The organism is Kitasatospora sp. NPDC048298, assembly GCF_043201465.1.
Lineage (GTDB): Bacteria > Actinomycetota > Actinomycetes > Streptomycetales > Streptomycetaceae > Kitasatospora.
The window spans coordinates 167,941-190,942 of record NZ_JBICYZ010000009.1; the positions used below are offsets into that span (position 1 = coordinate 167,941).

The window sequence follows — 23,002 nt, forward strand, 5'->3', positions numbered from 1 at the left end:
CCGGAAGTCCCGGTTCAACTCACCACCGGGTAGCGGCTGGTCCAGTTGACCCCCTCCGGGGTCCGCCGGTCGTGCAGTTCGGTGCCGTGCACCAGCTCCAGCACGAAGTCGTCGGCGAGTTCGAGGATCGCCCCGCGCCCTTCGAGCCCGGCCAGCAGGCCCGGCGGCAGCGCGGTGTCCCCGTGCAGTGCCCCGAGCAGGTTGCCGCAGACGGCGCCGGTGGAGTCGCTGTCCCCGGAGTGGTTGACGGCGAGCAGCAGGCCCGAGCGCACGTCGTGCGCGACCAGGGCGCAGTAGACCCCGATCGCCAGCGCCTCCTCGGCCACCCAGCCCTCCCCGAGCGCCTCGACCCGCTCGGCGGACGGCTCGCCGGCCCGCACCGCGTCCAGGGCGGCCCGCAGCGCGGCGGTGGTCTCCTCGTGCGCCGGCCGCTCGGAGAGCAGCGCGAGGGCGAGGTGCACGCCCTCCTCCAGGGTGCCGCCGCGGGCGACGGACTGGACGATCACCGCGAGCGCGCCCGCCGCGAGGTAGCCGGTGGGGTGGCCGTGGGTGAGCACCGAGCACTCCACCGCGAGCTGGAACACCAGGCCCGGCTCCCAGGTGGTGAGCAGCCCGAAGGGCGCCGCCCGCACCACCGTGCCGCAGCCCTTGGAGTGCGGGTTCTTGGGGGCCGCCAGGGTGCCGAGCCGCTCCGCCTCGGCCCCGCTGAGGCCGGACAGGCAGCCCTGGCCGGGGGCGCGCTGGGCGTACAGCCACTCCTCGCGGCCGAGCCAGCCGAGGTCGGGGCGGCGCTCGTCCGGGCCCCAGTCGCGCTGGGTGGCGGCCCAGCGCAGGTAGGCCAGGTGCAGGTCGGTGGGCGGGTGCCAGCTGCCGGTGTCGCGCCGGATGTGGGCGCGGATCAGGCCGTCGACGGTGAACAGGCTGAGCTGGGTGTCGTCGGTGACGGCGCCCGTGCGGCCGTACGCGGGGAGGTAGCCGGTGACGCCCTGCGGGCCGTGCTGGGCCCGGATCTTCTCCAGCGACTCGAACTCGACGCCGGCTCCGAGCGCGTCGCCGATGGCACCGCCGAGCAGACAGCCCCGCACCCGGCTGCGGTAGTCCTGCTGCTGGGCGCGTGACCACAGTGGCATCACGACGGGGCGCCTTTCCTCGGGTGTGGGGGCCGCGCGACGGTCGGCCGGCCGCGCGCCCTGGCACTGTATTCGAAGAGCCGATCGGATCGGCCCCTCCCCCGGCGTCCGGTGCCCCGTCCCGGCCGCCCGTGCGGGGCGGCCGGGACGGCACGGGTCTCAGTCCACCACCGGCAGCAGCTGCGGCAGGTGCCCGTCCGAGGCCAGCGCCGCGGCCCGCCGCTCGGCCGGCACCTCGCCGTAGGTGGTGGTGCGCTGGCGGTGCGGGCGGCCCGCCGCCTCGGCGATCGCCTGGAGGTCGCGCACCGACTTGTAGCTCCCGTACGCCGAGCCGGCCATCCGCGAGATGGTCTCCTCCATCAGCGTGCCGCCGAGGTCGTTGGCGCCGGAGCGGAGCATCTCGGCCGCGCCCTCGGCGCCCAGCTTGACCCAGCTGGTCTGGATGTTGGGGATGTGCGGGTGCAGCAGCAGCCGGGCCATGGCGACCACGGCGCGGTTGTCCCGGGCGGTCGGGCCGGGCCGGGCGATGCCGGCCAGGTAGACCGGGGCGTTGGTGTGGATGAACGGCAGGGTCACGAACTCGGTGAAGCCGCCCGTCCGTTGCTGGATCCGGGCGAGCAGCCGCAGGTGGCCCAGCCAGTGCGCCGGGGTGTCCACGTGCCCGTACATCATCGTGGACGAGGAACGCAGGCCCAGCTCGTGCGCGGTGGTGACCACCTCGACCCAGGTGGCGGCCGGCAGCTTGCCCTTGGTGAGCACCCAGCGGACCTCGTCGTCCAGGATCTCGGCGGCGGTGCCCGGGATGCTGTCCAGGCCCGACTCCTTGGCCCGCTGCAGCCAGTCCCGGATCGACAGCCCGGTGCGGGTCGCGCCGTTGACCACCTCCATCGGGGAGAAGGCGTGCACGTGGATGCCGGGCACCCGCTCCTTCACCGCGCGGGCGATGTCGAAGTAGGCGGTGCCGGGCAGGTCCGGGTGGATGCCGCCCTGCATGCAGACCTCGGTGGCGCCCACCTCCCAGGCCTGCGCGGCCCGGTCGGCGACCTGCTCCAGGGAGAGGGTGTAGGCGTCCGCGTCGGTGCGGCGCTGGGCGAAGGCGCAGAAGCGGCAGCCGGTGTAGCAGACGTTGGTGAAGTTGATGTTCCGGGTGACGCAGTAGGTGACGTCCTCCCCGACCGCGTCGCGGCGCACGTCGTCGGCGATCCGGCAGAGCGCGTCCAGGGCCGGGCCGTCCGCGTGGAACAGGGCCAGCGCCTGGTCGTCGGTCAGCCGCGTCGGGTCGTCCGCGGCCACCGCCAGGGCCTCCCGCAGGTCCCCGGCGAGGCGCTCGGGGGCGCCCTTCGCGAGCACCTGCTCGCGCAGCACCTCCCAGTCGCCGTACACGTCCTCGAAGTCGGCCCGGCGGTCGCCGGTGCGGCCCTCGGTGTCGATGGTGGCGTGCAGGTCGGTGCGGCCGTACGACTCCGGCAGGTCCTCGGGCTCCTGCCAGGGCAGGCCGCGGACCACCGCGTCCGGGTCCGCCAGGCCGGTGGCCGGGTCGGCGAGGGCGCGGACGTGCGGCAGCACCCGCGGGTCCAGCCAGGGCTCGCCGCGGCGCACGTACTCGGGGTAGACGGCGAGGCGCTCGCGCAGCTCGAAGCCGGCCGCCGCGGACCGCTCGGCCAGCCGCTCGATCTGCGGCCAGGGGCGCTCGGGGTTGACGTGGTCCGGGGTCAGCGGGGAGACCCCGCCCCAGTCGTCGATGCCGGCCGCGATCAGCCGCTCGTACTCGCCGTCCACGAGGTTCGGCGGGGCCTGGAGGCAGGCCGCGGGGCCCATCAGGTGCCGGGCCACGGCCACCGTGGCCACCAGTTCGTCCAGTTCGGCGTCCGGCATGCCGCGCATCGCGGTGTCCGGCTTGGCCCGGAAGTTCTGCAGGATCAGCTCCTGGACGCCGTGGTACGCCCGGGAGACCCTGCGCAGCGCGAACAGCGACTCGGCGCGCTCCTGGTACGTCTCGCCGATGCCGATCAGCAGGCCGCTGGTGAACGGGACGGAGCTGCGCCCGGCGTCCTCCAGCACCCGCAGCCGGACGGCCGGCTCCTTGTCCGGGGAGCCGAAGTGCGGGCCGCCGGGCTCGCTCCACAGCCGGGTGGCGGTGGTCTCCAGCATCATGCCCATGGAGGCGGAGACCGGCTTGAGGCGCTGGAAGTCCGTCCAGCCCAGCACCCCGGGGTTGAGGTGCGGCAGCAGGCCGGTCTCCTCCAGGATCCGGATCGACATCGCGCGCACGTAGGCGATGGTGTCGTCGTAGCCGTGCGCGTCCAGCCACTCGCGGGCCTCGGGCCAGCGGTCCTCGGGCTTGTCGCCGAGCGTGATCAGGGCTTCCTTGCAGCCGAGTTCGGCGCCCCGGCGGGCCACCTCCAGCACCTCGTCCGGGGACATGAACATCCCGTGCCCCTCCCGGCGCAGCTTGCCGGGGACGGTGGCGAAGGTGCAGTAGTGGCACTTGTCGCGGCAGAGCCGGGTGAGCGGGATGAAGACGCTCTTGGAGTAGGTGATGACGCCGGGGCGGCCGGCCGCTTCGAGGCCCGCGTCCCGGACCCGGGCGGCACTCGTACAGAGGTCCAGCAGGTCGTCGCCTCTGGCCTGGAGCAGCACGGCGGCCTCGGTCACGTCGAGGGCGACGCCGTCCCTGGCGCGGCGCAGGGCGCGGCGCATCGCGTTCTCGGTCGGCGGGGTGCTGGAGTCCGTGGCGGTTCCGTCCATGGCGCGAGCCTATGTCAGGGGTGGTACCGCGGATGGAGCGAACCCTGAGGCCGTCTCAGGGTCGGCGTACCCAAGAAGGCCACCCCGATCTGGCCCCACAGGGCGATGACGGCGGCGGCGCGGCGGCCTCTAATGGGAGGGCAGGGCCAATCACACGTGTTCGCGGAGGAGTTGAGGACGCCATGACCATTGAGAAGGCGGCGGGGGCCGATCCGGACGGCGGTGTGCCGTACCGCTCCCGGCGGCGCGTACTGATGCGCGCCGGGGTGCCGGCGGCAGTCGTCGCGGTGATCGCCGCAGGGGTGGGGCTGGTCCCGGCGCTGGCCGCCGACGGCGCGCCCGACCTGCCGGCGGTGTCGGCGGAGCAGCTGGTCGCCAAGGTGCTCGGCTCGGAGGCGCAGACGCTCTCCGGGACGGTCTCGATCTCCACCGACCTCGGGGTGCCCGGCCAGCTGCTGGGCGCGGCCGGCGGTCTCGGCGGGGCGGTCGGCGGGCACGGCGGCGGCAGCGGCCAGGGCTCCGCCGCGGACCCGCAGGCCAAGCTGATGGGCCTGCTCGGCGGGGACCAGACGCTGCGGGTCGCGGTGGACGGTCCGGAGCGCCAGCGGGTGGACCTGCTGGAGAAGATGTCCGGCTACACCCTGGTCCACAACGGCGACCAGACCTGGGCCTGGGACAGCTCCTCCAACAGCGCGGTGCACACGACCGGGCGGGCCGCCGAGGGGCGGCACGCCGAGGCGCCGCTGTCCGAGCTGCCGACCACCCCGCAGGAGGCCGCCAGGCAGTTCCTGGCCGCGAGCGCCGGCACCACCTCGGTGACGGTCGCCGGGACGGCCAAGGTGGCCGGGCAGAACGCCTACCAGCTGAGCGTGAAGCCCACCCAGTCCGGCTCGACGCTGTCCGAGGTCCGGATCGCGGTGGACGCCGACAACGGGGTGCCGCTGGCGGTGACGGTGACGTCCATCGACGGCAGCACCGTGCTGAAGGTCCGCTTCACCGAGGTGTCCTTCGCCAAGCCGGACGCCAAGACCTTCGAGTTCACCGCCCCCAAGGGCGCCAAGGTGACGGACCGGAAGGCGGACGCGGCGGCCGAGGGCGCACCGGGCGGCGCCGGGGCGCACCCGGGCGCCGAGGGGCACCAGGGCGTGAACGTGATCGGCGAGGGCTGGACGACGGTCGTCTCCGCCCAGGTGCCCGGCACCGTGGACGCGGCGCCCAGCGGAGACGGCAAGGGCGACGGCAAGGGCGGCAAGCACGGCGGCCGCGGAGGCGAAGCGGCCCGGTCGATGAACCCGCAGGCGCTGGTGAAGTCGCTCGGCAAGCCGGTCGACGGCGGCACCCTGGTGAGCACCAAGGTGCTCAACGTCCTGCTCACCGACGACGGCCGGGTCTTCGCCGGCGCGGTGACCCTGCCGGTCCTCCAGCATGCCGCCGGGGTGAACTGACGGATGACCAAGGCTCCCGTAACGGGGGACGTTACGGAGTCGGCCGGGGGTCCGGGCGCCGCGCCGCGCCCGGCCCCCGTTCCCGTCCCATCCGCTTCCCCCGCCGCCCCCGACGCCTCCCCCGACGCCTCCTCGGCCGGCTCCGACGACGTCATCCGGACCCGCGGCCTGACCAAGCGCTTCCGCGGCGGCCAGCTCGCCGTGGACGGCCTGGACCTCGCCGTGCCGCGCGGCTCCGTCTTCGGCTTCCTGGGCCCCAACGGCTCCGGCAAGACCACCACCATCCGCATGCTGATGGGCCTGATCGCCCCCACCTCGGGCGTGGCCGCCGTCCTCGGCGAGCCGATGCCGCAGTCCGTCGCCACCGTGCTGCCCCGGGTGGGCGCGCTGATCGAGGGCCCTGCCCTGTACGGCTTCCTCTCCGGACGGGACAACCTGGTGCGCTTCGACGCCGCCGACCCGACCGCCGACCCGCGCACCCGCCGGCGGCGGGTGGACGCGGCGCTGGAGCGGGTGGGCCTGGGCGCCGCGGCGGGCAAGAAGGCCCGCGCGTACTCGCTGGGCATGAAGCAGCGCCTGGGCCTGGCCTCCGCCCTGCTGCAGCCGCGCGAGCTGCTGGTGCTGGACGAGCCGACCAACGGGCTGGACCCGCAGGGCATGCGGGAGATCCGGACGCTGGTCCGGGAGGTCGCGGCGGAGGGCACCACGGTGTTCCTCTCCTCGCACCTGCTGGACGAGATCGAGCAGGTCTGCACCCATGCCGCGGTGATGTCCCGGGGCCGGCTGGTGGTGCAGGGCACCGTCGCCGAGCTGGCCGCCCGGGCCCAGGGCCGGCTGGTGGTCCGCACCCCGGACGTGGCGCGGGCCGCCGAGGTGCTGGCGGCCCACCGGGTCACCGCGCTGGTGCCCGGCGAGGACCGGGTGGACGGCGAGCCGGGCGTCCTGGACGAGGAGGCGCTGCCCAGGCTGTGCGCGGCGCTGGTCGGGGCCGGGGTGCGGGTGCAGGGTTTCGGGCTGGAGCGGGGCACGTTGGAGGACGCCTTCGTGGCGCTGACCGGGGAGGGTTTCGATGTCGCGGGCTGAGTCGCTGCCGGCCGAGTCGCTGCCGCCGGCCGAGGCGCTCGCGCCGGTGGCGGGTCGGCGGCCGCGGACGGCGGCCGGGTTCCTGGCGCTGTTCCGCAGCGAGCTGCACCTGACCTTCCGCCGGCTGCGCACCAAGGTGCTGCTGGCCATCCTGGCGGTGCTGCCGATCCTGATCGGGGTGGTGGTCAAGCTCAACACGGACGGTCCGCACGAGGGCGGCGGCGGTCCGAGCTTCATCGCGCAGACCACGCAGAACGGGCTGTTCCTGGTCTTCACGGCGCTCGCGGTGGCGCTGCCGGTCTTCCTGCCGATGACGGTCGGCGTGGTCGCCGGGGACGCGGTGGCGGGTGAGGCGGCCGCCGGGACGCTGCGCTACCTGCTGGTCGCCCCGGCCGGGCGGACCAGGCTGCTGGCCGCCAAGTTCACCGCCGGGCTGGTGTTCTGCGCGGCCGCCACGGCGGCGGTGGCGGTGACGGCGCTCGCCGCGGGCGCCGCGCTGTTCCCGCTGGGCCCGGTCACGCTGATCTCCGGGGACACCATCGGCCTCGGCGACGCGCTGCTGCGCGCGCTGCTGGTGGCCCTGGTGGTCGCGGCCTCGCTGGCCGGGTTGGTGGCGATCGGGCTGTTCGTCTCCACCCTCACCGGCAGCGGCATCGCGGCGATGGCGGCCACCGTCGGGCTGGTGGTCACCGTCCAGATCCTGGACGCCTTCCCGCAGCTGGACGCCGTCAGCCCGTTCCTGTTCTCCCACTACTGGCTGAGCTTCGCGGACCTGCTGCGGGCGCCGATGTACTGGGACGGCGTGCTGAAGGACCTCGGTCTCCAGGCCGCCTACGTCGCCGTGTTCGGCTCGGCGGCCTGGTCCCGCTTCACCAGCCGGGACATCAGCGCGTGACGGCCTCGGTGGCGGCTTCCGGGGCGGCCGCCGCCACCGGTGCGGGCTGCGGCACGGCCGCGGCCCGCGCCGCGCGGTCGGCCCGCACCTGGCGCAGCGCGTCCCAAGTGAGCAGCGCGAGCGCGGCCCAGACCAGGCCGAAGCCGGCCCAGCGGGCGGGCGGCATGGACTCGTGGAACACCGCGACGCCGATCAGGAACTGGAACACCGGCGCCAGGTACTGCAGCAGGCCGAGCACGGTCAGCGGCACCCGGACGGCGGCCGCGCCGAAGAACAGCAGCGGGACGGCCGTGATCACCCCGCTGAGCATCAGCAGCCCGGAGTGCCCCCAGCCGTACGAGCCGGCCACCGTGTGCCCGAAGGTGCCGCGCCCGCTGACCTCCAGGTAGACCAGGTAGCCGAGGGCGAACGGGAACATGAAGGCGCTCTCGGCCGCCAGGCTCTCCAGCCCGCTCAGCCCGACCTGCTTCTTCAGCAGGCCGTAGGTGGCGAAGGAGAGCGCCAGGGTGAGCGCGATCCAGGGCAGCTGCCCGTACGCGACGGTCAGCACCACGACGGCGGCGGCGCCGATGCCCACCGCCGTCCACTGCGCGGTGCGCAGCCGCTCCTTGAGCACCAGGACGCCGAAGCCGATGGTGACCAGGGGGTTGATGAAGTAGCCGAGGCTGGTCTCGACCACGTGCCCGGCGTTGACGGCCCAGATGTAGACGCCCCAGTTGACCGAGATCACGGTGGCGGCGCCGGCCAGCATGGCGAGCCGGCGGGGTTGGCGCAGCAGCGGGCGTATCCAGCCCCAGTGCCGCTGGGCTATCAGCAGCAGGACGACCGCGACCAGGGACCAGACCATCCGGTTGGCCAGGATGTCGTCGGCGGCGCCCGGTTCCAGCAGCGGCCAGAACAGCGGGAACAGGCCCCAGATGCCGTATGCGGCGACGCCGTACCAGAGGCCCCGGCCGTTGTCCTGCTGGTCTGTTCCCGCCATGGCCTGGTGCCCTCCCGCGCGCGTGTGTCGAGGCGACGGTAGCGGGCGGGAGGGGCGACTGTCATCTCCGTTTCCGGATTTTGGTCATGACATTGCCTGGATGCCGGACGGTCCCGCCGTTCCGGGGTCCTGAGCTGCGGTGTTTCAGGCGCCCAGGGCCGCGCGGACGGAGTCGGCGAGCGGGGCGGTCGGACGGCCGATCAGCCGGGCCAGGTCGCCGGTGGTGCCGGCCAGCTCGCCGCGCGCGATGCCCGCGTCCACGTCCACCAGGGCCTCGGCGAAGCCCTGCGGCAGGCCGGCGCCGACCAGCGCGTCCAGGTGCTCGGCCGGGGTCACGTCCCGGTACTCGACCGGCTCGCCGGAGGCCTTCGCCAGCTCGGCGGCCAGCTCGGGCAGGCTCCAGGCGGCGTCGCCGCTCAGCTCGTACACCCCGCCCTCGTGACCCTCGCCGACCAGGACGGCGACCGCCGCGTCCGCGTAGTCCCGGCGCGGGGCGGTGGCGATCCGGCCCTCCCCGGCGCTGCCGAGCACCACGCCGCGGGCCACCGTGCCGGCCGCGTCGCCCAGGTAGTTCTCGGTGTACCAGCCGTTGCGCAGGAACGCGTACGGCAGCCCGGAGGCGAGGATCAGCTCCTCGGTCGCCTTGTGCTCGTCGGCCAGCCGGAAGGTGGCCGCCCCCAGGATGCCGGTGTAGGCGAGCAGCGCGACCCCGGCGGCCTTGGCGGCCTCCACCACGGCCCGGTGCTGCGGGATCCGGCGGCCGACCTCGCTGCCCGAGATCAGCAGCACCCGGTCGCCCTCGGCGAAGGCGCCGGCCAGGGTCTGCGGCTCGTCGTAGTCGACGACGCGGACGGTCACGCCGCGCTCGGCCAGGTCGGCGGCCTTCTCGGCGGAGCGGACGGCGACGGCCACCTCGCTCGCGGGGACCTCGGCCAGCAGGCGCTCGACGACGAGACGGCCGAGCTGGCCGGTGGCACCGGTGACGACGTACATGGTGTGCTCCTCAGGGTTGCTACGCGGGGACCGCCAGGGGGATTGCCGTGCGGGTCCGACCTCGAAGCTCACCCTAGGCCTGGCACTAACCTTTCGAAAGTACGCACTTCAAAGTACGGTACTGACATGAAGGTGAGCGAGATAAAGGCCGGCGGGTTGCCCCCCGCCGACGTCTTCGACCGGATGTGTCCCTCCCGGGGCGTGCTGGAGCACGTCACCAGCCGCTGGGGCGTGCTGGTGCTGGGCGCGCTGCACGAGCGCGGCTACCGGTTCAGCGAACTGCGCCGCAGGGTCTCCGGGGTCAGCGAGAAGATGCTCGCCCAGACCCTCCAGACCCTGGAACGGGACGGCTTCGTGCTGCGCGAGGCGCACCCGGTGATCCCGCCGCGGGTCGACTACAGCCTCACCCCGCTGGGGCGGGAGGCGGCGGAGCTGGTCGCGGCCCTGGCCCACTGGTCGGAGCGGCGGGTGCCGGAGGTCGAGGCGGCGCGCGGGGAGTACGACGGGCGGGCCGCCGCGCGGTGAGCCTGCGCCCCGCGCGCCGAGGAGGGCGCGTCGGCCCGGCTACCGCCCCGCGATGAGGGCGTCGAGCCCGTCGAGCAGCCGGGCCAGGCCGAAGTCGTAGGCGTGGTCCGGGCTGTACGCGCCGCCGTGCGCCTCACCGGCCGCGGCCCCGACCCGGGCGGCGACCGGGTAGCGCTCGGGGTCGAAGACCCGGGCCAGCAGCTCGGCGTTGGTGGCCCACCACTGCTCGTCGGTCATCGCGCTGTCCTGCCGGGCGGCGCGCTCGTCGGCGGCCATCCGGGCGCAGGTCTGGACGAAGCCGAGCAGGTGGGTCAGCGCCGCGTCCAGGTCGACGTCGGGCAGCCCGGTGCCCTCCAGGGCGCGCAGCTCGTACTCGTACTTGGCCATCAGGCCGGGACCGAGCGGCGGACGGCTGGTGGAGACGGCGGCGACCCACGGGTGGGCGCGGTGCAGGGCCCGGTTGTCGTCCGCGACGGCGGTGACCCGGGCGCGCCAGCCCTCGTCGGCGGGGGCGCTGCGGGGCATCGTGGCGTAGACGGTGTCCAGCATCAGGTCGAGCAGCTCGGCCTTGCCCGGCACGTAGGTGTAGAGCGCCATCGGGGAGAGGCCCAGCTCCTGGGCGACCCGGCGCATGGTGACGGCGTCCACGCCCTCGGCGTCGGCGAGGGCGATCGCGGCGGCGGCGATCTCACCGGTCGAACGCGCCTGGCGTGGCCCGCGCCGGCCGGGCTTCTCCTCGGCGGTGAGCCCCCAGAGCAGGGCGAGGGTGCGTGCCGGGTCTCCTGCGCTGCTGCGGTCGGTGGCCATGGGGCCATCGTTTCACGCACCGGCGGCGGCCCGGACGGAGCGGGCGGCTACCGTCTCAGCATGACCAGCCCGACCAATCCCCCCGGCGCGATCGGCGCGGCCGGCCCGACCGGCCCCGAACCGCTGCCCGGGACGGACACCGCGCAGACCCTCCGCCCGCGGGTGACCTGCCGCCGCTGCCACCGGCCGCTGCACGACCCGGAGTCGCGGATGCTGCGGCTGGGCCCGGAGTGCCGGGACCCGGCGGAGCGGGTCGCCCGGTTCGACGTCGACCAGGAGCCGCTGCCCGGGGTCTAGGACGGGTCCGGGACGGGGTCTAGGACCTGCCCTGCCCCCGGCCGAAGAGGCGGCGCAGCCGGCTGGGGCGGGGCTCCTCCTGCGGGGCCCGCGCCGTCTCCTTCGGCTGCTCCCGCGCCTGCTCCCGTTCCGCCGCCTGTTCCGGTTCGGCCCCCGCGTCGGCGGCGTCCTCCCGGGCCGTCAGGTGCCGGGCGAGCGCCCGGTCCTCGTCGGACGTCCAGGGCGCGGCGAGCACCAGCGCGCAGAGCGAGCGCAGGATCGTCACCACCCGGGTGCGGCGGGCCCGGGCACCGTGGTGCAGCCGCTGCCGGAGCAGCTCGGCGACGTCGGCCCGGGTCTGCGGTTCGGTCCAGCCGATCGCGACCAGCGCGAAGCCGGCCGCCTCGACCACCCAGTCCTCCGGCCCGAGCAGCAGGTCGCGCAGCACCCGGCGGCGCTCGGAGCCCTCCCAGGGCTGGTCGGTGCGGTGGTGGGCGATGCCCAGGCAGGCGAAGACCTGGACGGCCCGCACCCAGAGTTCGGGCTGGTGGGCGAGCAGGGCGCGGCCGAGTTCGTCCTCGCGCGGCATCGGCGGGTGGACCAGGACGCCGAGCAGGTCGTCCAGCGGCAGGCCGGCGAGCCGGACGGCGTGGTCGTAGGCGGCGGGGACGGTCGGCCAGAAGATCTCGGCGGTGGCGCGGACGAGTTCGGCGCTCTGCGGCGCGGGCGGGGCGACGGCCGGGCGCGGGTCGGTGCCGTCCCAGGCCCAGATCCGGGTGGTCGGCTCGGTCAGCGGCAGCCGGGGGTCGGGCTCGCCCACGGCCTGGTAGCCGACGGTGGAGCGCGGCAGCGCGAGCCGGACGGCCAGCACCGAGCTGGGCGGCTCCAGGGTGGAGGCGGTGCAGTCGATCTCGGTGTCGCGGCCGGTGTCGGGGGCGGAGAGCACCTGGTGCAGCACGTTGACGGTGGCCTCGGTGGCGCCGGAGACCAGGCCGAGCCAGGGCTGCCGGTGGCTCAGCCGCTCCAGCAGCTCCAGGGCGTACTCGTGCTCGGGGTGGGCGCGGTGGTGGTCGGCCAGGGCGAGCAGGTGGGCCGGGTCGCCGTCGAGGGCGTGGCGCAGCCCGTGCCGGGCCGGGCCCGCCTTGGGGTGGTCGGGCTCGGCGGCGAGCACCTTGTCCAGCCAGGCCAGGCCCTCGGCGGGGCGGCCGAGGGCGCCGTACAGTTCGGCGACGTCGACGGCGAGGTAGCTGCTGGAGTCGTCGCGGCCGGGTGCCGTCCTCGCCAGCTCGGCCTCCCAGACGGCGAGCGCCTGCTCCGGGCGGCCGGCCGAGCGCAGGGCGTTGCCGAGCATCACGGCGGGCAGGTAGCCGGGAGCCAACCGGTGGGCGCGGTCGGCGAGTTCGACGGCGCGGGCGGTGTCGCCGAGCCGACGGGTCAGGCCGGAGGCCATCGCCAGCAGCAGCACGTGGTCGGGGTGGCGGGCCAGCACGGCCTGCACGAAGTCGTGGAACGGCTTTACGGCGTCCGCCGGTTCGGCCGGAAGCGGGTCGGGCAGCGCGCCGGCGGCGCGGGCCACCGCCTGGGCGACGGCGTCCGGGTCGACCAGGCCGGGCAGGTCCTCGCGGGCGAGCCAGGCGGCGTGCGCCCAGGGCCGGGCCGGTTCGTACTGGACGGCGGAGGCGAGCAGGCCGATGGCGGTGTCCCAGTCCCCGGCGGCGGCCTCCACGTGGGCCCGGCAGACCACGGTGCCGAGGTACACCTGGCCCTCCAGCGGGAACAGCTCGCGGGCCGCCGCCGGGCCGCCCGCCGCGGCGCACAACTCGGCGAGGGCCTCGTGCAGTTCGGGCAGCTGGGGGTCGGCGAGGATCGCGTCGCCGAGGTGCTCGGCGGCGTGCGTCAGGTCTCCGGAGTCGATCGCCAGCCGGGCGACCGCGACCTCGCCCTCGGCAGCCAGGCGCTCGGCACCCTCGTCGTCGGTGTGACCGCTCATTCGCCCCTGCTCCCCCGCCGGCCTCGCCCTGTCCCGTCCCGCTCCGAACGAGGCTATCCGGTGCCACCGACAGCGCGATGATCACCCCGGCGGCGGCGCCGTCCACCCTTCGGATCGGATACGACTCGTACGGGTGGTTTAGACCTCCGAGGGCTTCAGCCGACGGCCGGCGCGCACCACGATGGCCGGGGTTCTTCGCAAGCGAAGTGCCAATCCTGCCAATCAGATCGAGGAGACCAATGAAGCTCTCTCGCACCCTGTCCCTGGCCGCCTCCGCCGCCGTGCTGAGCACCCTCGCCATCGCCGGCCAGAGCGCCCCGGCCTCCGCCGCCGGCTCCTTCGTGGTCAGCGAGGCCCAGTTCAACAAGATGTTCCCGAGCCGCAACCCCTTCTACAGCTACAAGGGCCTCACCGACGCCCTGAGCGCCTTCCCGAAGTTCGCCACCACCGGCAACGACGCCACCCGCAGGCGCGAGGCGGCGGCCTTCCTCGCCAACGTCAGCCACGAGACCGGCGGCCTGCGGTACGTGGTCGAGCAGAACACCGCCAACTACCCGCACTACTGCGACACCTCGCAGGCGTACGGGTGCCCGGCCGGGAAGTCCGCCTACTACGGGCGCGGACCGCTCCAGCTGAGCTGGAACTTCAACTACAAGGCGGCCGGCGACGCCCTGCACATCGACCTGCTGCACGACCCGTACCAGGTCGAGAAGAACCCGGCGACCTCCTGGAAGACGGCCCTCTGGTTCTGGAACACCCAGAGCGGCGCCGGGAGGACGACCCCGCACGACGCCATCGTCAACAACAAGGGCTTCGGCGAGACCATCCGCAGCATCAACGGCGCGCTGGAGTGCGACGGCAAGAACCCCGACCAGCGCAACAGCCGCATCAACCTCTACAAGCAGTTCGTCCGCGTCCTGGGCACCGACGTGGGCGGCGGCAACATCTCCTGCTGACCGGTTCCCCGGCGAGGAGTGGGAAGTCGGCCGGTCCGACTGCCCACTCCCCGTCAGTGCCGCCTGCTTCACTGCCGACCGACGGCGAACGCGGACGAAGGGGTGGCGGCGATGGGCGTACTGACCGACTACTTCCGGGCGGCCGACGCGGCGACGGTCGTCCGGGCGCTGGAGCCCACGGACGGCGGGCTGCCACCGCTCGGCGCGGACGGCTCCTTCGACGGGGTGGCGGCCAAGGGCGTCGACCCGGACGTCGTGCTCGGGCAGCTGCTCGCGGCCGTCCTCGGGGAGCCCTGGCACGTCGACCTGGTGACCGAGACGGCGGTCTGGCCGACGACGACGCCGCCCGGCCCGTCCGGGCTCGCGGACGAGGACGACCCGTGGGCGACCGGCCCCTGGGTCACCGAGCTCGGCGGTGCCACCCGGGACGCGCTCGCCGGGGTGCCCGACGACCGGATACCGGAGGTCGTCGCGCGGTGGGCCGAGGCCGAGGAGTGGGACGGCGCCGACCCGGCCGATCTGCTGCCGTTGGCCGAGGAGTTGATCGCCCTCGCCCGGCGCGCGCGAGCCGCCGGGGAGCAGCTGTACTGCTGGATCTGCCTGTAGCGGGCCCGCTCAGCGGAGCACCGGGGCGGCGCCGGTCGCGGCGAGGGACAGCTCCCACAGCCGGGCCGCCGCTTCGGGGTCGACGGCGTACGGGCGGACGCCGCCGTCGTCCATCGGGGTGTCCGGGCCGCAGACCGGGGCCACCTCGCAGTTCTCCAGGTAGAGCCCGCCGAGGCCGTCGAGCAGCGGCGAGGTGGCCGCCCACAGTCCGGTTGCGGCGCCCTGGGAGGCGGTCTTGAAGCCCACCCCGACCACCCGGCCCTGCGCGTCCACCCAGCCGCGGTCGACCTGCTCCTGCCGGGTCATCTCCCGCTGCAGCCCGGTGATGATCCTGCCCGGGTGGAGCGAGAACGCCCGGACGCCGTCACCCCGCCCGAGCACGTCGAGGTGCACGGCGAACAGCGCGTTGGCGGTCTTGGACTGGCCGTACGCCAGCCACTTGTCGTAGCCGGTGCGGAAGTGCGGGTCGTTTCGGCGGATGTCGGTCAGGGCGTGCCCGGCGGAGCTGTTGACGACGACGCGGGCGCCGGCGGGGGCGGCAGCCAGCAGCGGGTACAGCTCGCAGGCGAGGAGGAAGTGCCCGAGGTGGTTGGTGGCCAACTGCCCCTCCCAGCCGGGACCGACCCGCCGCTCCGGGGTGGCCATGACGCCGGCGACGGCCAGCAGCAGGTCGAGGCGGTCCGTGGCCTCGCGGATCAGCCCGGCGGCGGCGCGCACGCTCCCGGGGTCGGCGAGGTCCATGGGGAGGACCCGGCACCCGGTTCCATGGAGCGCGGCGCGGGCGACGTCCGGGCGGCGGGCCGGGACGATCACGCCGGCGCCGGCGGCGGTCAGTGCCAGGGTGGTCGCCAGGCCGAGGCCCGAGTAGCCGCCGGTCACGACGGCGGTGCGGCCGGAGAGGTCGAGGCCCACCAGGACCTCCTCGGCGGTGCTGGCGGCGGAAAAGGGCGAGTCGGTCGGCCGCTGCCGGTCGGCGACGGCGTCGCAGCTTGTGGTGGTGGTCATGGCGACGACGGTAGGAAGTGGAGCGCGGTCTAGATCAAGCCCCGACCCGCCGTGAACTCCTAGGCTCTGACGCCATGACGGAACTCAGCATCGGCGAGGTGGCCGAGCGCACCGGGCTCAGCGTGCACGCCCTGCGCTTCTACGAGCGCGAGGACCTGCTGGTCGGCCCGGTGCGGCGCACGGCGGGCGGGCGGCGCCGGTACGCCGTGCTCGACGTGCAGTGGCTGGAGATCTGCGTCAGGCTGCGCGAGTCCGGCATGCCGCTCGCCGACCTCCGCCGGTTCGCCGCACTGGTGCGACAGGGCCCGGGCAACGAGGCCGAACGGCTGCGGCTGCTCGACGCCCACCAGCGGCGCGTCGACGAGCGGATCAGGGAACTGGAGGAGTGCCGCTCGCTGATCGCCTGGAAGGCCGCCGTCTACGCCGACCACCTGGCGCGCGGCGAGGCCGGCGGGCTCTGGGACCCGACGGCGGAAATCCGTTCGCCCGGGGCCTGATCCGCCTGACACCATGTCCGGCGCTACCACCGGCCCAGCTCAGGGGGCTCGGGGCTCGGCCGCCCGGCCTCGTAGCCCAGCGCCTCAGGCCTCCTCCACGTCCTGGTCGTGGGGCGGGATGGTCCAGCGCAGCACCGTACCGCCCGCCCCGTCGGCTTCGAGGGTGACCGCGAAGGCCTGCCCCCAGTCCCGCCCACCGTGGTGCCGGAGCGAGTGGTCACCCTGGCACCAGTCGATCCCGAGCACCCGGCAGCCACCCACCTCGATCACGCCGGCCTTCAGCGGGTGGTGCACGCCGGCCCGCCGGAAGCGGAGGTAGTCGACGTGCTTCTCCACCATGACGGCCACTCCCTTGCGCGGCAGGCCGCCTCGCCAGGTGCTGAGCTCGGCCTCCAGCGCGACCGCCTCCGCCACCGGAAGGTCGAGCCACCCGTACGGTCCCTGGACTCCGCCGTGCTGGGGGATCCGCTCACCGCCGAACCGCGCGTGGGCGTCGTCCTCGTACCGACCCCAGTAGGAGAGGTCTGCCAGCCCGTCGGCCGGCTCGTCCTCCAGCCCCGTCCACGCGTCCAGCCCCACGGCGTCGCCGACCACCATGCCGGACCGGTCGACCGGCAGGTCCCCGAGCAGCACCGGACCGTCCACGCCCTCGGGCCACGGCAGGCCGAGCTCGATCTCCAGGGTCGCGACGGTCGGCTCCTCGTCGAACACCGACGGCTCGGTGGTGGCCCGCACCGCCAGCGGCCGGTCGGCGGCGGCCGGGACGGCGACCGCCTCGCACTCCCCCTCCCGCAGGTGCCCGCCACCCGCCTTCGCCGCCGCCGCGGCCCGCACCGACAACGGCTCGCGCAGCTCCCGCCAGTAGTCGGTCCAGCCGGCCAGGCCGAGCACCACCACCCCGGACGGCGCGGTGACGAATCCCAGGTCAACGAAGGTTTCGGACATCCGCCGATTATCTCCGGGCAGGACGTCGACCCCATCACATAGCCTGGCGCGGTGAATCTCGACGATCTCGCGTGGCAGCGGCAGTTCGACGGCGGAATCGACCCTCCCATGGCGGAGTACCTGCTCGAGCAGGGGCAGTTGGAGCTGCTGATCGAGACCGCCCGGGACCGCGGCGAGTGGTTCTGCGCCCAGGCGGCGGTCCGCGAGCTGTGCGCGGCCGGGGAGTTCGAGCGGGCCCTGGCGGTCCTGGAGCCGTTCGTCGCGGTCGGCTGGCCGTTCGCCGTACGGGAGTCCGCCGCGATCCTGGTCCGGCAGGGCCGGACCGAGGAGGGGCTGGCGCTGGTGCGCCCGGACACGGCCGGCCTGGAGTCGGCGTTCGACTGCCGGTGGTTCGCCGAACCGCTGATGGAGGCCGGGAGGGTGGACGAGGCCGTCGAGGTGCTCACGCCCCACCTCGGGGAACCGTGGATCCTGGAGTCACTGGTCGATCTGACCAGGGGGCAGCACCGCGACGCCCGCGCCCTGGAGCTGCTCGCCCCGTGCGCCGAGCGGGCCCTGGGCGGCACGGCGGACTGCCGGTGCCCGGCGGCCGGGGGTGAGCGCGGGTGCCGGCACCAGCCGTCGGCGGTGCTGGTGCTGTACGCCATGGTCCTGGAACGCATGGGCCGGGCGGACGAGGCGATCCGGGTGCTGGGCCCGGTCGTCTCCGAGCTGCCCCGCATAGCCTGGCTGTACGCGGAACTCCTCGCCCGCCAGGGCCGGTTCGAGCAGCTGCGCGAGCTGGCCACCGGCGAGCACGCGGAGGCCGCCCTCACCGCGTACGCGGACGGGCTGGAGGAAAGCGGGCGGATCCGGGAAGCCGAAGCCGTCCTGCGCGAGGCCCTCGAAGCGGAGCACGGGCGCGCTCGCCCGCACCTCATGAAGTTCCTGGGCCGCCAGGGGCGCCTCGACGAGGCCGTCGACGTCGGACGGCCCACGTACGAGGACGACGAAGGGAACCTCCTCCACGAGGCGATCGACCTGCTGGTCCGCGGCGACCGCCCGGACCAGGCGCTGGAGCTCCTGGACGGCCTCGGCGCCGCGTACGTCGACGGGCATCCCGACGTCGTGCACCTCACGCGGTTCTACCTGCTCGGGAAGGCGGGGCGCTACGCCGAGGGCGCCGCGGAGGCGAAGGCCCTGAGCGAGCGGGAGCCCGGTCTCTGGGACAGCACGCTGGCCTGGATGCTGGCCCGGGACGGCCGGGAGGACGAGGCCCTCGACGTGCTCCGGTCGTCCACCGAACACGAGGCTTTCCGAACCGTGGCCATGATCCTGGGCTGGCAGGGCCGCTTCGCCGAGGCGGTCGCCGCCATCCCCACGGTGTCCGCGCAACGCGAGGCGTGGGAGCGGCGCTGAGGCGGGAGGCCGCCGACCGGCTCGCCTGAATATTTCAGTGCGAGAAATATCCAGGTGCCCGAAGGCGTTCCGGTGGGCGTTGGCGCGGGAGGTCCGCGCGAGGCTGGAAGGAGTGCGGCGCCGTGCGCGTGGAGATCTGGAGCGACATCAACTGTCCGTGGTGCTACGTCGGCAAGGCCCGGTTCGAGCAGGCGCTGGCGGCATTCCCGCACCGCGAGGAGGTGGAGGTCGTCCACCGCTCCTTCGAGCTGGACCCCCGGGCGCCGCACGAGGCCCGTCCGGTCGTGCCGCTGCTCGCCGCCAAGTACGGGATGAGCCTGGAGCAGGCCGAGGCGGCGGAGGCCCGGATCGCCGAGAACGCGCACGCCGAGGGCCTGCCGTACCTGCGCGAGGGCCGCGACGCCGCGAACTCCTTCGACATGCACCGCCTGCTGCACTTCGCCAAGGAGCACGGCCGCCAGGCGCAGTTGCTGGACGCGCTGTACCGGGCGAACTTCGCCGAGGAGCGCTCGGCCTTCGAGGCGGGCCGGCTGGTCGAGCTGGCCGTCGGGGCCGGACTGGACGGCGAGGCGGCCGCGGCCGTCCTGGCCGATCCGGAGGCCTACGCGGAGGCGGTGCGCGAGGACGAGGCCACGGCGAGCGCCATGGGCGCGACGGGCGTGCCGTTCTTCGTCCTGGACCGGCGGCTGGGCGTCTCGGGCGCCCAGCCCGCGGAGACGTTCACCCGGGCACTGGAGCAGGCCTGGGAGAGCCGGGTCGCCCTGCCGCTGACGCCGCTCGCACCGAAGGAGTAAGGGACCGCCGCGCAGGAAGTCGGGCGGGCCGACTTCCTGCTCTAACGGTCGAGGGTGTTGAGGAACTCCGGCCGCAGCGCGCTCATCACCCGGGAACGCCGCAGATCACGGACTCCGGGGTTTCCGCGAAGCCTTCGGCACAGAAGAAGCTCATGGGGATGGGCCCGAGCCGCGAGGAGATGAGGGCGTTGCTGAACGGCCCCTGCGCGGGAGCACCGTCCGAGGCGACGCAGTGGCCGAGGCCGGCGATCGGTTCCTGGACCACGTCGCACGTGTAGGCCGGGGTGCCCTGGGCGTGGGCGGCGGGTGCCGCGAGCGCCACCGGGACGAGCGCCAGTGCAGCGGTGGCCGCGGAGGCGATGAGGCGTCGGACGGACATGAGGGTCTCCCTTGCTGTCAGTGCGGGGTCGCACACCAGCAGGTTCGACGGGCCGTGCCCGGCCGACAACCGTACGCGCCCGAACGAGGGTTGCGGCCGAACGGCCCGCCGGGCTTCCTGTGCTCTCCCTAGGCGGTCTCGCCCAGGACGGAGTCGAGGCGGTCGAGGACGTGGGGCCAGCCCCTGCCCATGCCGTCGTACGCCTGCCGGCCCATCGGGGAGTCGAGGTCGAAGCCCGCGTGGACGAGGACGAGGCGGGTGCCCGTTCCCTCCGGGTGGAGCGTCCAGGTGATGGTGGTGTCGAGCGAGCCCTCGGCGAACCGGTAGGCCAGCAGCCGCTGGTCGTCCACCTCGGTCACCTCGCAGGACTGGCTGCCGAAGTTGCCCATGTCGAGGGTGAAGCGGTGCCCGACGACGGGCTTGATGTCCCCGGCGGCCCACCAGCGGGCGTGCAGTTCGGGATCGGTGAGGGCCTTCCACACCGCCGCCGGCGGGTGGGGCAGGAACTTCTCGCAGATGATCGTGTTGTTCTCGGTCATGTCCCCTTGTCCTCGTCCAGGAGGTCGGACAGCGCGTCCAGGCGCTGCTTCCAGTAGTGCTCGAACGGATGCAGCCACTCGCTCACCTCGGCCAGGCGAGCCGGTTCGAGGTGGTGGAAGCGGTGCCGGCCACGCGGTTCCTCGCGCACCAGCCCGACGGAACGGAGCACTGCCAGGTGCTCGGAGACCGCAGGCCTTCCGAGCTCGAACATCGAGGCCAGTTCGCCTGTGGAGCGGGGGCCGTCCCGCAGGCTTTCGAGCAGTCTGCGCCGCACCGGGTTGGCCAGCGCGCCGAACACATCCGTTGGCATGAGACCAGTATGCGTCGGAAATTTCCGACGCGTCAAGAATCTCCGACGCGTCTGGGGGCTACTGGGGGCGCGGGTTGAGGCGGGTGGCGGACCAGGGGGAGTTACGGCCGGCGGCCTCGCGGTAGGCGATGCGCTGGACGGCGAAGAGCAGGCGGTAGAGGTTGAGGGCGGTGTCGGAGTCGTCGGCGGCGAAGCCCAGGTGGTGGACGAAGGCGTCCAGCTTCGGCCAGTCGAAGTCGTCGGGGACGGGCGGGGCGACGGCGACGCCGAAGAGGGCGTTGAAGGCGGCGGCGACGGCGTAGTTGGCCGCGGCAAGGGCGTTGCTGACGTCGGGGTCGTCGGTCGGGTCGGGGGTGGGGGTGCTCACGGGAAGGGCTCCTCTTCGTCGGGATTTGCAAGGTTGAGCGCGACGGTCACCGGCGCTCGGGGTTGTGACCGGCGTCGAAGAGGAGGGTGAGGAGGTTGAAGAGGGTCGAGGCCGGCGCCGTGTTGAAGCGGACGAGGACTCGGCCGTCGAGGGTCTTGTCCGTGGTGGCGGACGGGAAGATCAGGCCGAACTCACGGCCGCGCTCGTGGAGTTCGCCGAGGAGGCTGCGGACCTGGGCGTCGGTGTAGGCCCGGATCCGCGGGTCGGTGGGCTGCATGGGGTAGCGACGGCGGGGCTTCACGCGGCGGACTCCTTGATCAGCTCGAACCAGACGACCTTGCCCTGCTTGCGGGGCTCGGCGCCGAAGCGGTGGGTGAGGGCGCGGACGAGGAAGAGGCCCCGGCCGGAGAGGGCGAGCAGGTCGGTGGGGAGGGAGGCCTCGGGGAGGACCGGGCTGTTGTCCGAGACCGAGACCCGGAGGAGGCGGTCGGCGAGGGCGAAGACGACCAGGGGTGCAACGGTGTCACCGTGCCGCCAGGCGTTGAAGAAGACTTCGTGGAGGGCGAGTTCGGCATCGGAGATGACAGAGGGTCGCCACCCGGCGGAGGTGAGGAGGCCGGAGAGCTCGGCACGAGCCGTGGACCAGTCAGGAGGGTTGCAAGCACGCATGAGACCCCCGAAGGAGGGAGAAGGGGAATCACTGACGTCCCGTCATGTGATCGGTGCAACACTGAGAGTAGGGCCGTAGGTGTTACGCGTGCAACCTGCTCGCGGAGAAACCCCACCCAGTTTGGCTAAGCTCACTCGTGTGGGTGGAGACTGGCCCGACACGGAAGGAATCCGCCTTGGCACTCAGGACCCAAATCAGCGAGCGGCAGCGGCGGTTCGGCGCTGAGCTGAGAAGGTTGCGCGAGGCCGCGAGCTTGTCGGTCAAGGATGCCGGTGCTCTCATCGGCATGCTCGGCCCGCAGCTCAGCCACATCGAGGCCGCTCGAACGGCGCTCGACCCGGAACGGCTCACGACGTTGCTTGCCGCCTACGGGTGCACGGATGAGACCTATACCAAGCTCCTGCATGATCTCGGCGCGAGCAACGGCAAAGGCTGGTGGAGCGAGTTCAAGGGCAAAGTCCCCATGCTCGCCCTGGACTTGGCCGAAGCAGAGGACCGCGCAGAGTCCTTCGCCGTCTTCGATGCCCTATACATCCCTGGAACGCTCCAGGTTCCAGGCTACGTTGAGGCCATCTACAAAAACGCTTACAAGGACGGCCGTTGGGACACCGCCACGGCCATTGAGTTCCGTCTGCAGCGCCAACGCATCATGACCGACCGCAAGCAGCGGCAGTTTCGGTATGTCATCCACGAGGCAGCGCTTCGAATGCAGTTCGCCGGCAAGCACGTGATGCGCGACCAGCTCCACCACCTCGTAGACATGGCAGAACTCCCCAATGTCACGATCGAGATCTTGCCGTTCGATGCTCCAGGAAGGGCCCCATACGCTGGCGCATTCCTGATCTGCGACCCGGGATGCGCGGATCTCTCAACCATCATCCTGGACGGACCGAAACGGGCGATTCACCTCGGCGACCCGGATGACATCGCGGCCTACCATCAGAAGTTTCAGGAGGCCCGGGATCTCGCGTTGCCCGCTGTCGACACCAGCAAGCCCCGGCGTGACAGCTCTCGCGACTCCTGGGGGCTACTTCAACACCTTCTTTACGAGCTCCAGCACTGAAAGGCATCCCATGTCCCACCTGGCCTGGCAGAAGTCTTCCTTCAGCGATGCCGACGGCGGCAGCACCTGCGTTGAGCTGGCCACCGGAGGCGCCGACGATCGCCACCTCCGCGAATCCGATGATCCCTCCGTCGTCATCACCACTAGCGCTGCCAAGCTCCGCGCCTTCCTCCGCGGCGCCAAGGCCGGCGAGTTCGACCACCTCACCTGAGCCTCGCCCGCTCGCCAGCACGGCGAGCGGGCGAGGGGGCTATGCCCAAACGCAAAGAACCCCCATCCGGAATCCGGATGGGGGTTCTTCAGAAGAATTGTTCGGCGGCGTCCTACTCTCCCACAGGGTCCCCCCTGCAGTACCATCGGCGCTGTGAGGCTTAGCTTCCGGGTTCGGAATGTAACCGGGCGTTTCCCTCACGCTATGACCACCGAAACACTATGAAACTATCAAACCGACACCCGGAATCGGGCGGGTCGTTGTTTCAGAACAACACAGTGGACGCGAGCAACTGAGGACAAGCCCTCGGCCTATTAGTACCGGTCAACTCCACCCCTTACAGGGCTTCCATATCCGGCCTATCAACCCAGTCGTCTACTGGGAGCC

26 protein-coding genes and 2 rRNA genes are annotated in these 23,002 nt (G+C 73.3%); 12 read left to right on the forward strand and 16 right to left on the reverse strand.

All coding sequences use genetic code 11. The features are described 5' to 3' along the window. Positions 1-14 precede the first annotated feature (14 nt). Both ACGF0D_RS10900 and ACGF0D_RS10905 read right to left on the reverse strand, forming a co-directional pair. Positions 15-1,130 (reverse strand): ADP-ribosylglycohydrolase family protein, encoded by a 1,116-nt coding sequence (locus tag ACGF0D_RS10900; protein WP_392874121.1) that lies wholly within the window; start codon positions 1,128-1,130, stop codon positions 15-17. A 159-nt stretch (positions 1,131-1,289) separates the two neighbouring features. Then, complete coding sequence (locus tag ACGF0D_RS10905) at positions 1,290-3,878, reverse strand: bifunctional FO biosynthesis protein CofGH (RefSeq protein ID WP_392874124.1); 2,589 nt, start codon at positions 3,876-3,878, stop codon at positions 1,290-1,292. Between the two features lie 182 nt (positions 3,879-4,060). Between ACGF0D_RS10905 and ACGF0D_RS10910 the strand changes: the two genes are divergently transcribed. Genes ACGF0D_RS10910 through ACGF0D_RS10920 form a run of 3 tightly spaced genes read left to right on the forward strand, consistent with a single transcriptional unit; the run spans position 4,061 to position 7,301 of the window. Beyond that, positions 4,061-5,323: an outer membrane lipoprotein carrier protein LolA gene (locus tag ACGF0D_RS10910; protein WP_392914765.1), complete on the forward strand. Its 1,263-nt coding sequence runs from the start codon at positions 4,061-4,063 to the stop codon at positions 5,321-5,323. Between the two features lie 3 nt (positions 5,324-5,326). Next, complete coding sequence (locus ACGF0D_RS10915) at positions 5,327-6,406, forward strand: ABC transporter ATP-binding protein (protein WP_392914767.1); 1,080 nt, start codon at positions 5,327-5,329, stop codon at positions 6,404-6,406. Then, the gene (locus ACGF0D_RS10920; RefSeq protein WP_392874132.1) at positions 6,393-7,301 is read left to right on the forward strand and encodes an ABC transporter permease; all 909 of its coding nucleotides are present in this window, start codon (positions 6,393-6,395) and stop codon (positions 7,299-7,301) included. Before ACGF0D_RS10915 ends, ACGF0D_RS10920 begins: the two co-directional genes overlap by 14 nt. On the opposite strand, the gene rarD is transcribed toward ACGF0D_RS10920, so the two are convergent. Together rarD and ACGF0D_RS10930 are read right to left on the reverse strand one after the other, a co-directional pair. Next, on the reverse strand, positions 7,291-8,283 hold the full coding sequence (rarD, locus tag ACGF0D_RS10925) for an EamA family transporter RarD (protein WP_392914769.1): 993 nt from the start codon (positions 8,281-8,283) through the stop codon (positions 7,291-7,293). The two genes, ACGF0D_RS10920 and rarD, sit on opposite strands and share 11 nt — an antisense overlap. Positions 8,284-8,427: 144 nt before the next feature. Then, a complete protein-coding gene (locus tag ACGF0D_RS10930) occupies positions 8,428-9,276 on the reverse strand; it encodes an SDR family oxidoreductase (protein WP_392914771.1) in 849 nt (282 codons plus the stop codon). A gap of 126 nt (positions 9,277-9,402) precedes the next feature. Here ACGF0D_RS10930 and ACGF0D_RS10935 point away from each other — a divergent pair, with 126 nt between their 5' ends. Next, on the forward strand, positions 9,403-9,801 hold the full coding sequence (locus tag ACGF0D_RS10935) for a winged helix-turn-helix transcriptional regulator (RefSeq protein WP_392874141.1): 399 nt from the start codon (positions 9,403-9,405) through the stop codon (positions 9,799-9,801). 39 nt (positions 9,802-9,840) lie between these two features. Here ACGF0D_RS10935 and ACGF0D_RS10940 read toward each other — a convergent pair whose 3' ends face one another. Continuing rightward, positions 9,841-10,608 carry a TetR/AcrR family transcriptional regulator gene (locus tag ACGF0D_RS10940; RefSeq protein ID WP_392914772.1) on the reverse strand — a complete coding sequence of 256 codons (768 nt, stop codon included), beginning with the start codon at positions 10,606-10,608 and terminating at the stop codon, positions 9,841-9,843. A 60-nt stretch (positions 10,609-10,668) separates the two neighbouring features. On the opposite strand from ACGF0D_RS10940, the gene ACGF0D_RS10945 reads away from it, so the two are divergent. Further along, positions 10,669-10,905 carry a DUF6011 domain-containing protein gene (locus ACGF0D_RS10945; RefSeq protein ID WP_392914774.1) on the forward strand — a complete coding sequence of 79 codons (237 nt, stop codon included), beginning with the start codon at positions 10,669-10,671 and terminating at the stop codon, positions 10,903-10,905. 19 nt (positions 10,906-10,924) lie between these two features. On the opposite strand, the gene ACGF0D_RS10950 is transcribed toward ACGF0D_RS10945, so the two are convergent. Beyond that, positions 10,925-12,874, reverse strand: a complete 1,950-nt coding sequence (locus ACGF0D_RS10950; RefSeq protein ID WP_392914776.1) for a hypothetical protein — start codon at positions 12,872-12,874, stop codon at positions 10,925-10,927. Positions 12,875-13,113: 239 nt separating this feature from the next. On the opposite strand from ACGF0D_RS10950, the gene ACGF0D_RS10955 reads away from it, so the two are divergent. Together ACGF0D_RS10955 and ACGF0D_RS10960 are read left to right on the forward strand one after the other, a co-directional pair. After that, positions 13,114-13,830 (forward strand): chitinase, encoded by a 717-nt coding sequence (locus ACGF0D_RS10955; RefSeq protein ID WP_392914778.1) that lies wholly within the window; start codon positions 13,114-13,116, stop codon positions 13,828-13,830. Between the two features lie 111 nt (positions 13,831-13,941). Next, positions 13,942-14,436: a hypothetical protein gene (locus ACGF0D_RS10960; RefSeq protein WP_392914780.1), complete on the forward strand. Its 495-nt coding sequence runs from the start codon at positions 13,942-13,944 to the stop codon at positions 14,434-14,436. A gap of 9 nt (positions 14,437-14,445) precedes the next feature. Here ACGF0D_RS10960 and ACGF0D_RS10965 read toward each other — a convergent pair whose 3' ends face one another. Beyond that, positions 14,446-15,441 carry an oxidoreductase gene (locus ACGF0D_RS10965; RefSeq protein ID WP_392914782.1) on the reverse strand — a complete coding sequence of 332 codons (996 nt, stop codon included), beginning with the start codon at positions 15,439-15,441 and terminating at the stop codon, positions 14,446-14,448. Positions 15,442-15,515: 74 nt separating this feature from the next. Between ACGF0D_RS10965 and ACGF0D_RS10970 the strand changes: the two genes are divergently transcribed. Further along, positions 15,516-15,938, forward strand: coding sequence for a MerR family transcriptional regulator (locus ACGF0D_RS10970; protein WP_392914784.1), 423 nt, complete (start codon positions 15,516-15,518; stop codon positions 15,936-15,938). Positions 15,939-16,022: 84 nt separating this feature from the next. On the opposite strand, the gene ACGF0D_RS10975 is transcribed toward ACGF0D_RS10970, so the two are convergent. After that, the gene (locus ACGF0D_RS10975) at positions 16,023-16,883 is read right to left on the reverse strand and encodes a hypothetical protein (protein ID WP_392914785.1); all 861 of its coding nucleotides are present in this window, start codon (positions 16,881-16,883) and stop codon (positions 16,023-16,025) included. A 51-nt stretch (positions 16,884-16,934) separates the two neighbouring features. Here ACGF0D_RS10975 and ACGF0D_RS10980 point away from each other — a divergent pair, with 51 nt between their 5' ends. Continuing rightward, positions 16,935-18,281: a hypothetical protein gene (locus ACGF0D_RS10980; RefSeq protein WP_392914787.1), complete on the forward strand. Its 1,347-nt coding sequence runs from the start codon at positions 16,935-16,937 to the stop codon at positions 18,279-18,281. Positions 18,282-18,403: 122 nt separating this feature from the next. Continuing rightward, positions 18,404-19,075 (forward strand): DsbA family oxidoreductase, encoded by a 672-nt coding sequence (locus tag ACGF0D_RS10985; RefSeq protein WP_392914789.1) that lies wholly within the window; start codon positions 18,404-18,406, stop codon positions 19,073-19,075. Positions 19,076-19,160: 85 nt separating this feature from the next. Here ACGF0D_RS10985 and ACGF0D_RS10990 read toward each other — a convergent pair whose 3' ends face one another. The 6 genes from ACGF0D_RS10990 to ACGF0D_RS11015 form a co-directional block, all read right to left on the reverse strand. Beyond that, the gene (locus tag ACGF0D_RS10990; protein ID WP_392874165.1) at positions 19,161-19,454 is read right to left on the reverse strand and encodes a hypothetical protein; all 294 of its coding nucleotides are present in this window, start codon (positions 19,452-19,454) and stop codon (positions 19,161-19,163) included. Positions 19,455-19,582: 128 nt separating this feature from the next. Continuing rightward, positions 19,583-19,993, reverse strand: a complete 411-nt coding sequence (locus ACGF0D_RS10995) for an SRPBCC domain-containing protein (protein ID WP_392914791.1) — start codon at positions 19,991-19,993, stop codon at positions 19,583-19,585. Beyond that, complete coding sequence (locus ACGF0D_RS11000) at positions 19,990-20,304, reverse strand: ArsR/SmtB family transcription factor (protein WP_392874171.1); 315 nt, start codon at positions 20,302-20,304, stop codon at positions 19,990-19,992. The genes ACGF0D_RS10995 and ACGF0D_RS11000 overlap by 4 nt, the downstream gene beginning before the upstream one ends. Before the next feature lie 58 nt (positions 20,305-20,362). Then, positions 20,363-20,671: a hypothetical protein gene (locus ACGF0D_RS11005; RefSeq protein WP_392914793.1), complete on the reverse strand. Its 309-nt coding sequence runs from the start codon at positions 20,669-20,671 to the stop codon at positions 20,363-20,365. Between the two features lie 46 nt (positions 20,672-20,717). Then, a complete protein-coding gene (locus ACGF0D_RS11010; RefSeq protein ID WP_392914794.1) occupies positions 20,718-20,972 on the reverse strand; it encodes a hypothetical protein in 255 nt (84 codons plus the stop codon). Continuing rightward, a complete protein-coding gene (locus tag ACGF0D_RS11015) occupies positions 20,969-21,340 on the reverse strand; it encodes an ATP-binding protein (protein WP_392874180.1) in 372 nt (123 codons plus the stop codon). The genes ACGF0D_RS11010 and ACGF0D_RS11015 overlap by 4 nt, the downstream gene beginning before the upstream one ends. A 176-nt stretch (positions 21,341-21,516) precedes the next feature. On the opposite strand from ACGF0D_RS11015, the gene ACGF0D_RS11020 reads away from it, so the two are divergent. Together ACGF0D_RS11020 and ACGF0D_RS11025 are read left to right on the forward strand one after the other, a co-directional pair. After that, complete coding sequence (locus ACGF0D_RS11020; protein ID WP_392874183.1) at positions 21,517-22,404, forward strand: helix-turn-helix domain-containing protein; 888 nt, start codon at positions 21,517-21,519, stop codon at positions 22,402-22,404. 10 nt (positions 22,405-22,414) lie between these two features. Further along, positions 22,415-22,615, forward strand: a complete 201-nt coding sequence (locus ACGF0D_RS11025; RefSeq protein ID WP_392874186.1) for a DUF397 domain-containing protein — start codon at positions 22,415-22,417, stop codon at positions 22,613-22,615. A 99-nt stretch (positions 22,616-22,714) separates the two neighbouring features. Here ACGF0D_RS11025 and rrf read toward each other — a convergent pair. Both rrf and ACGF0D_RS11035 read right to left on the reverse strand, forming a co-directional pair. Next, positions 22,715-22,831 (reverse strand): 5S ribosomal RNA (gene rrf / locus ACGF0D_RS11030). Positions 22,832-22,909: 78 nt separating this feature from the next. Continuing rightward, positions 22,910-23,002 (reverse strand): 23S ribosomal RNA (locus ACGF0D_RS11035); the annotation flags it as partial.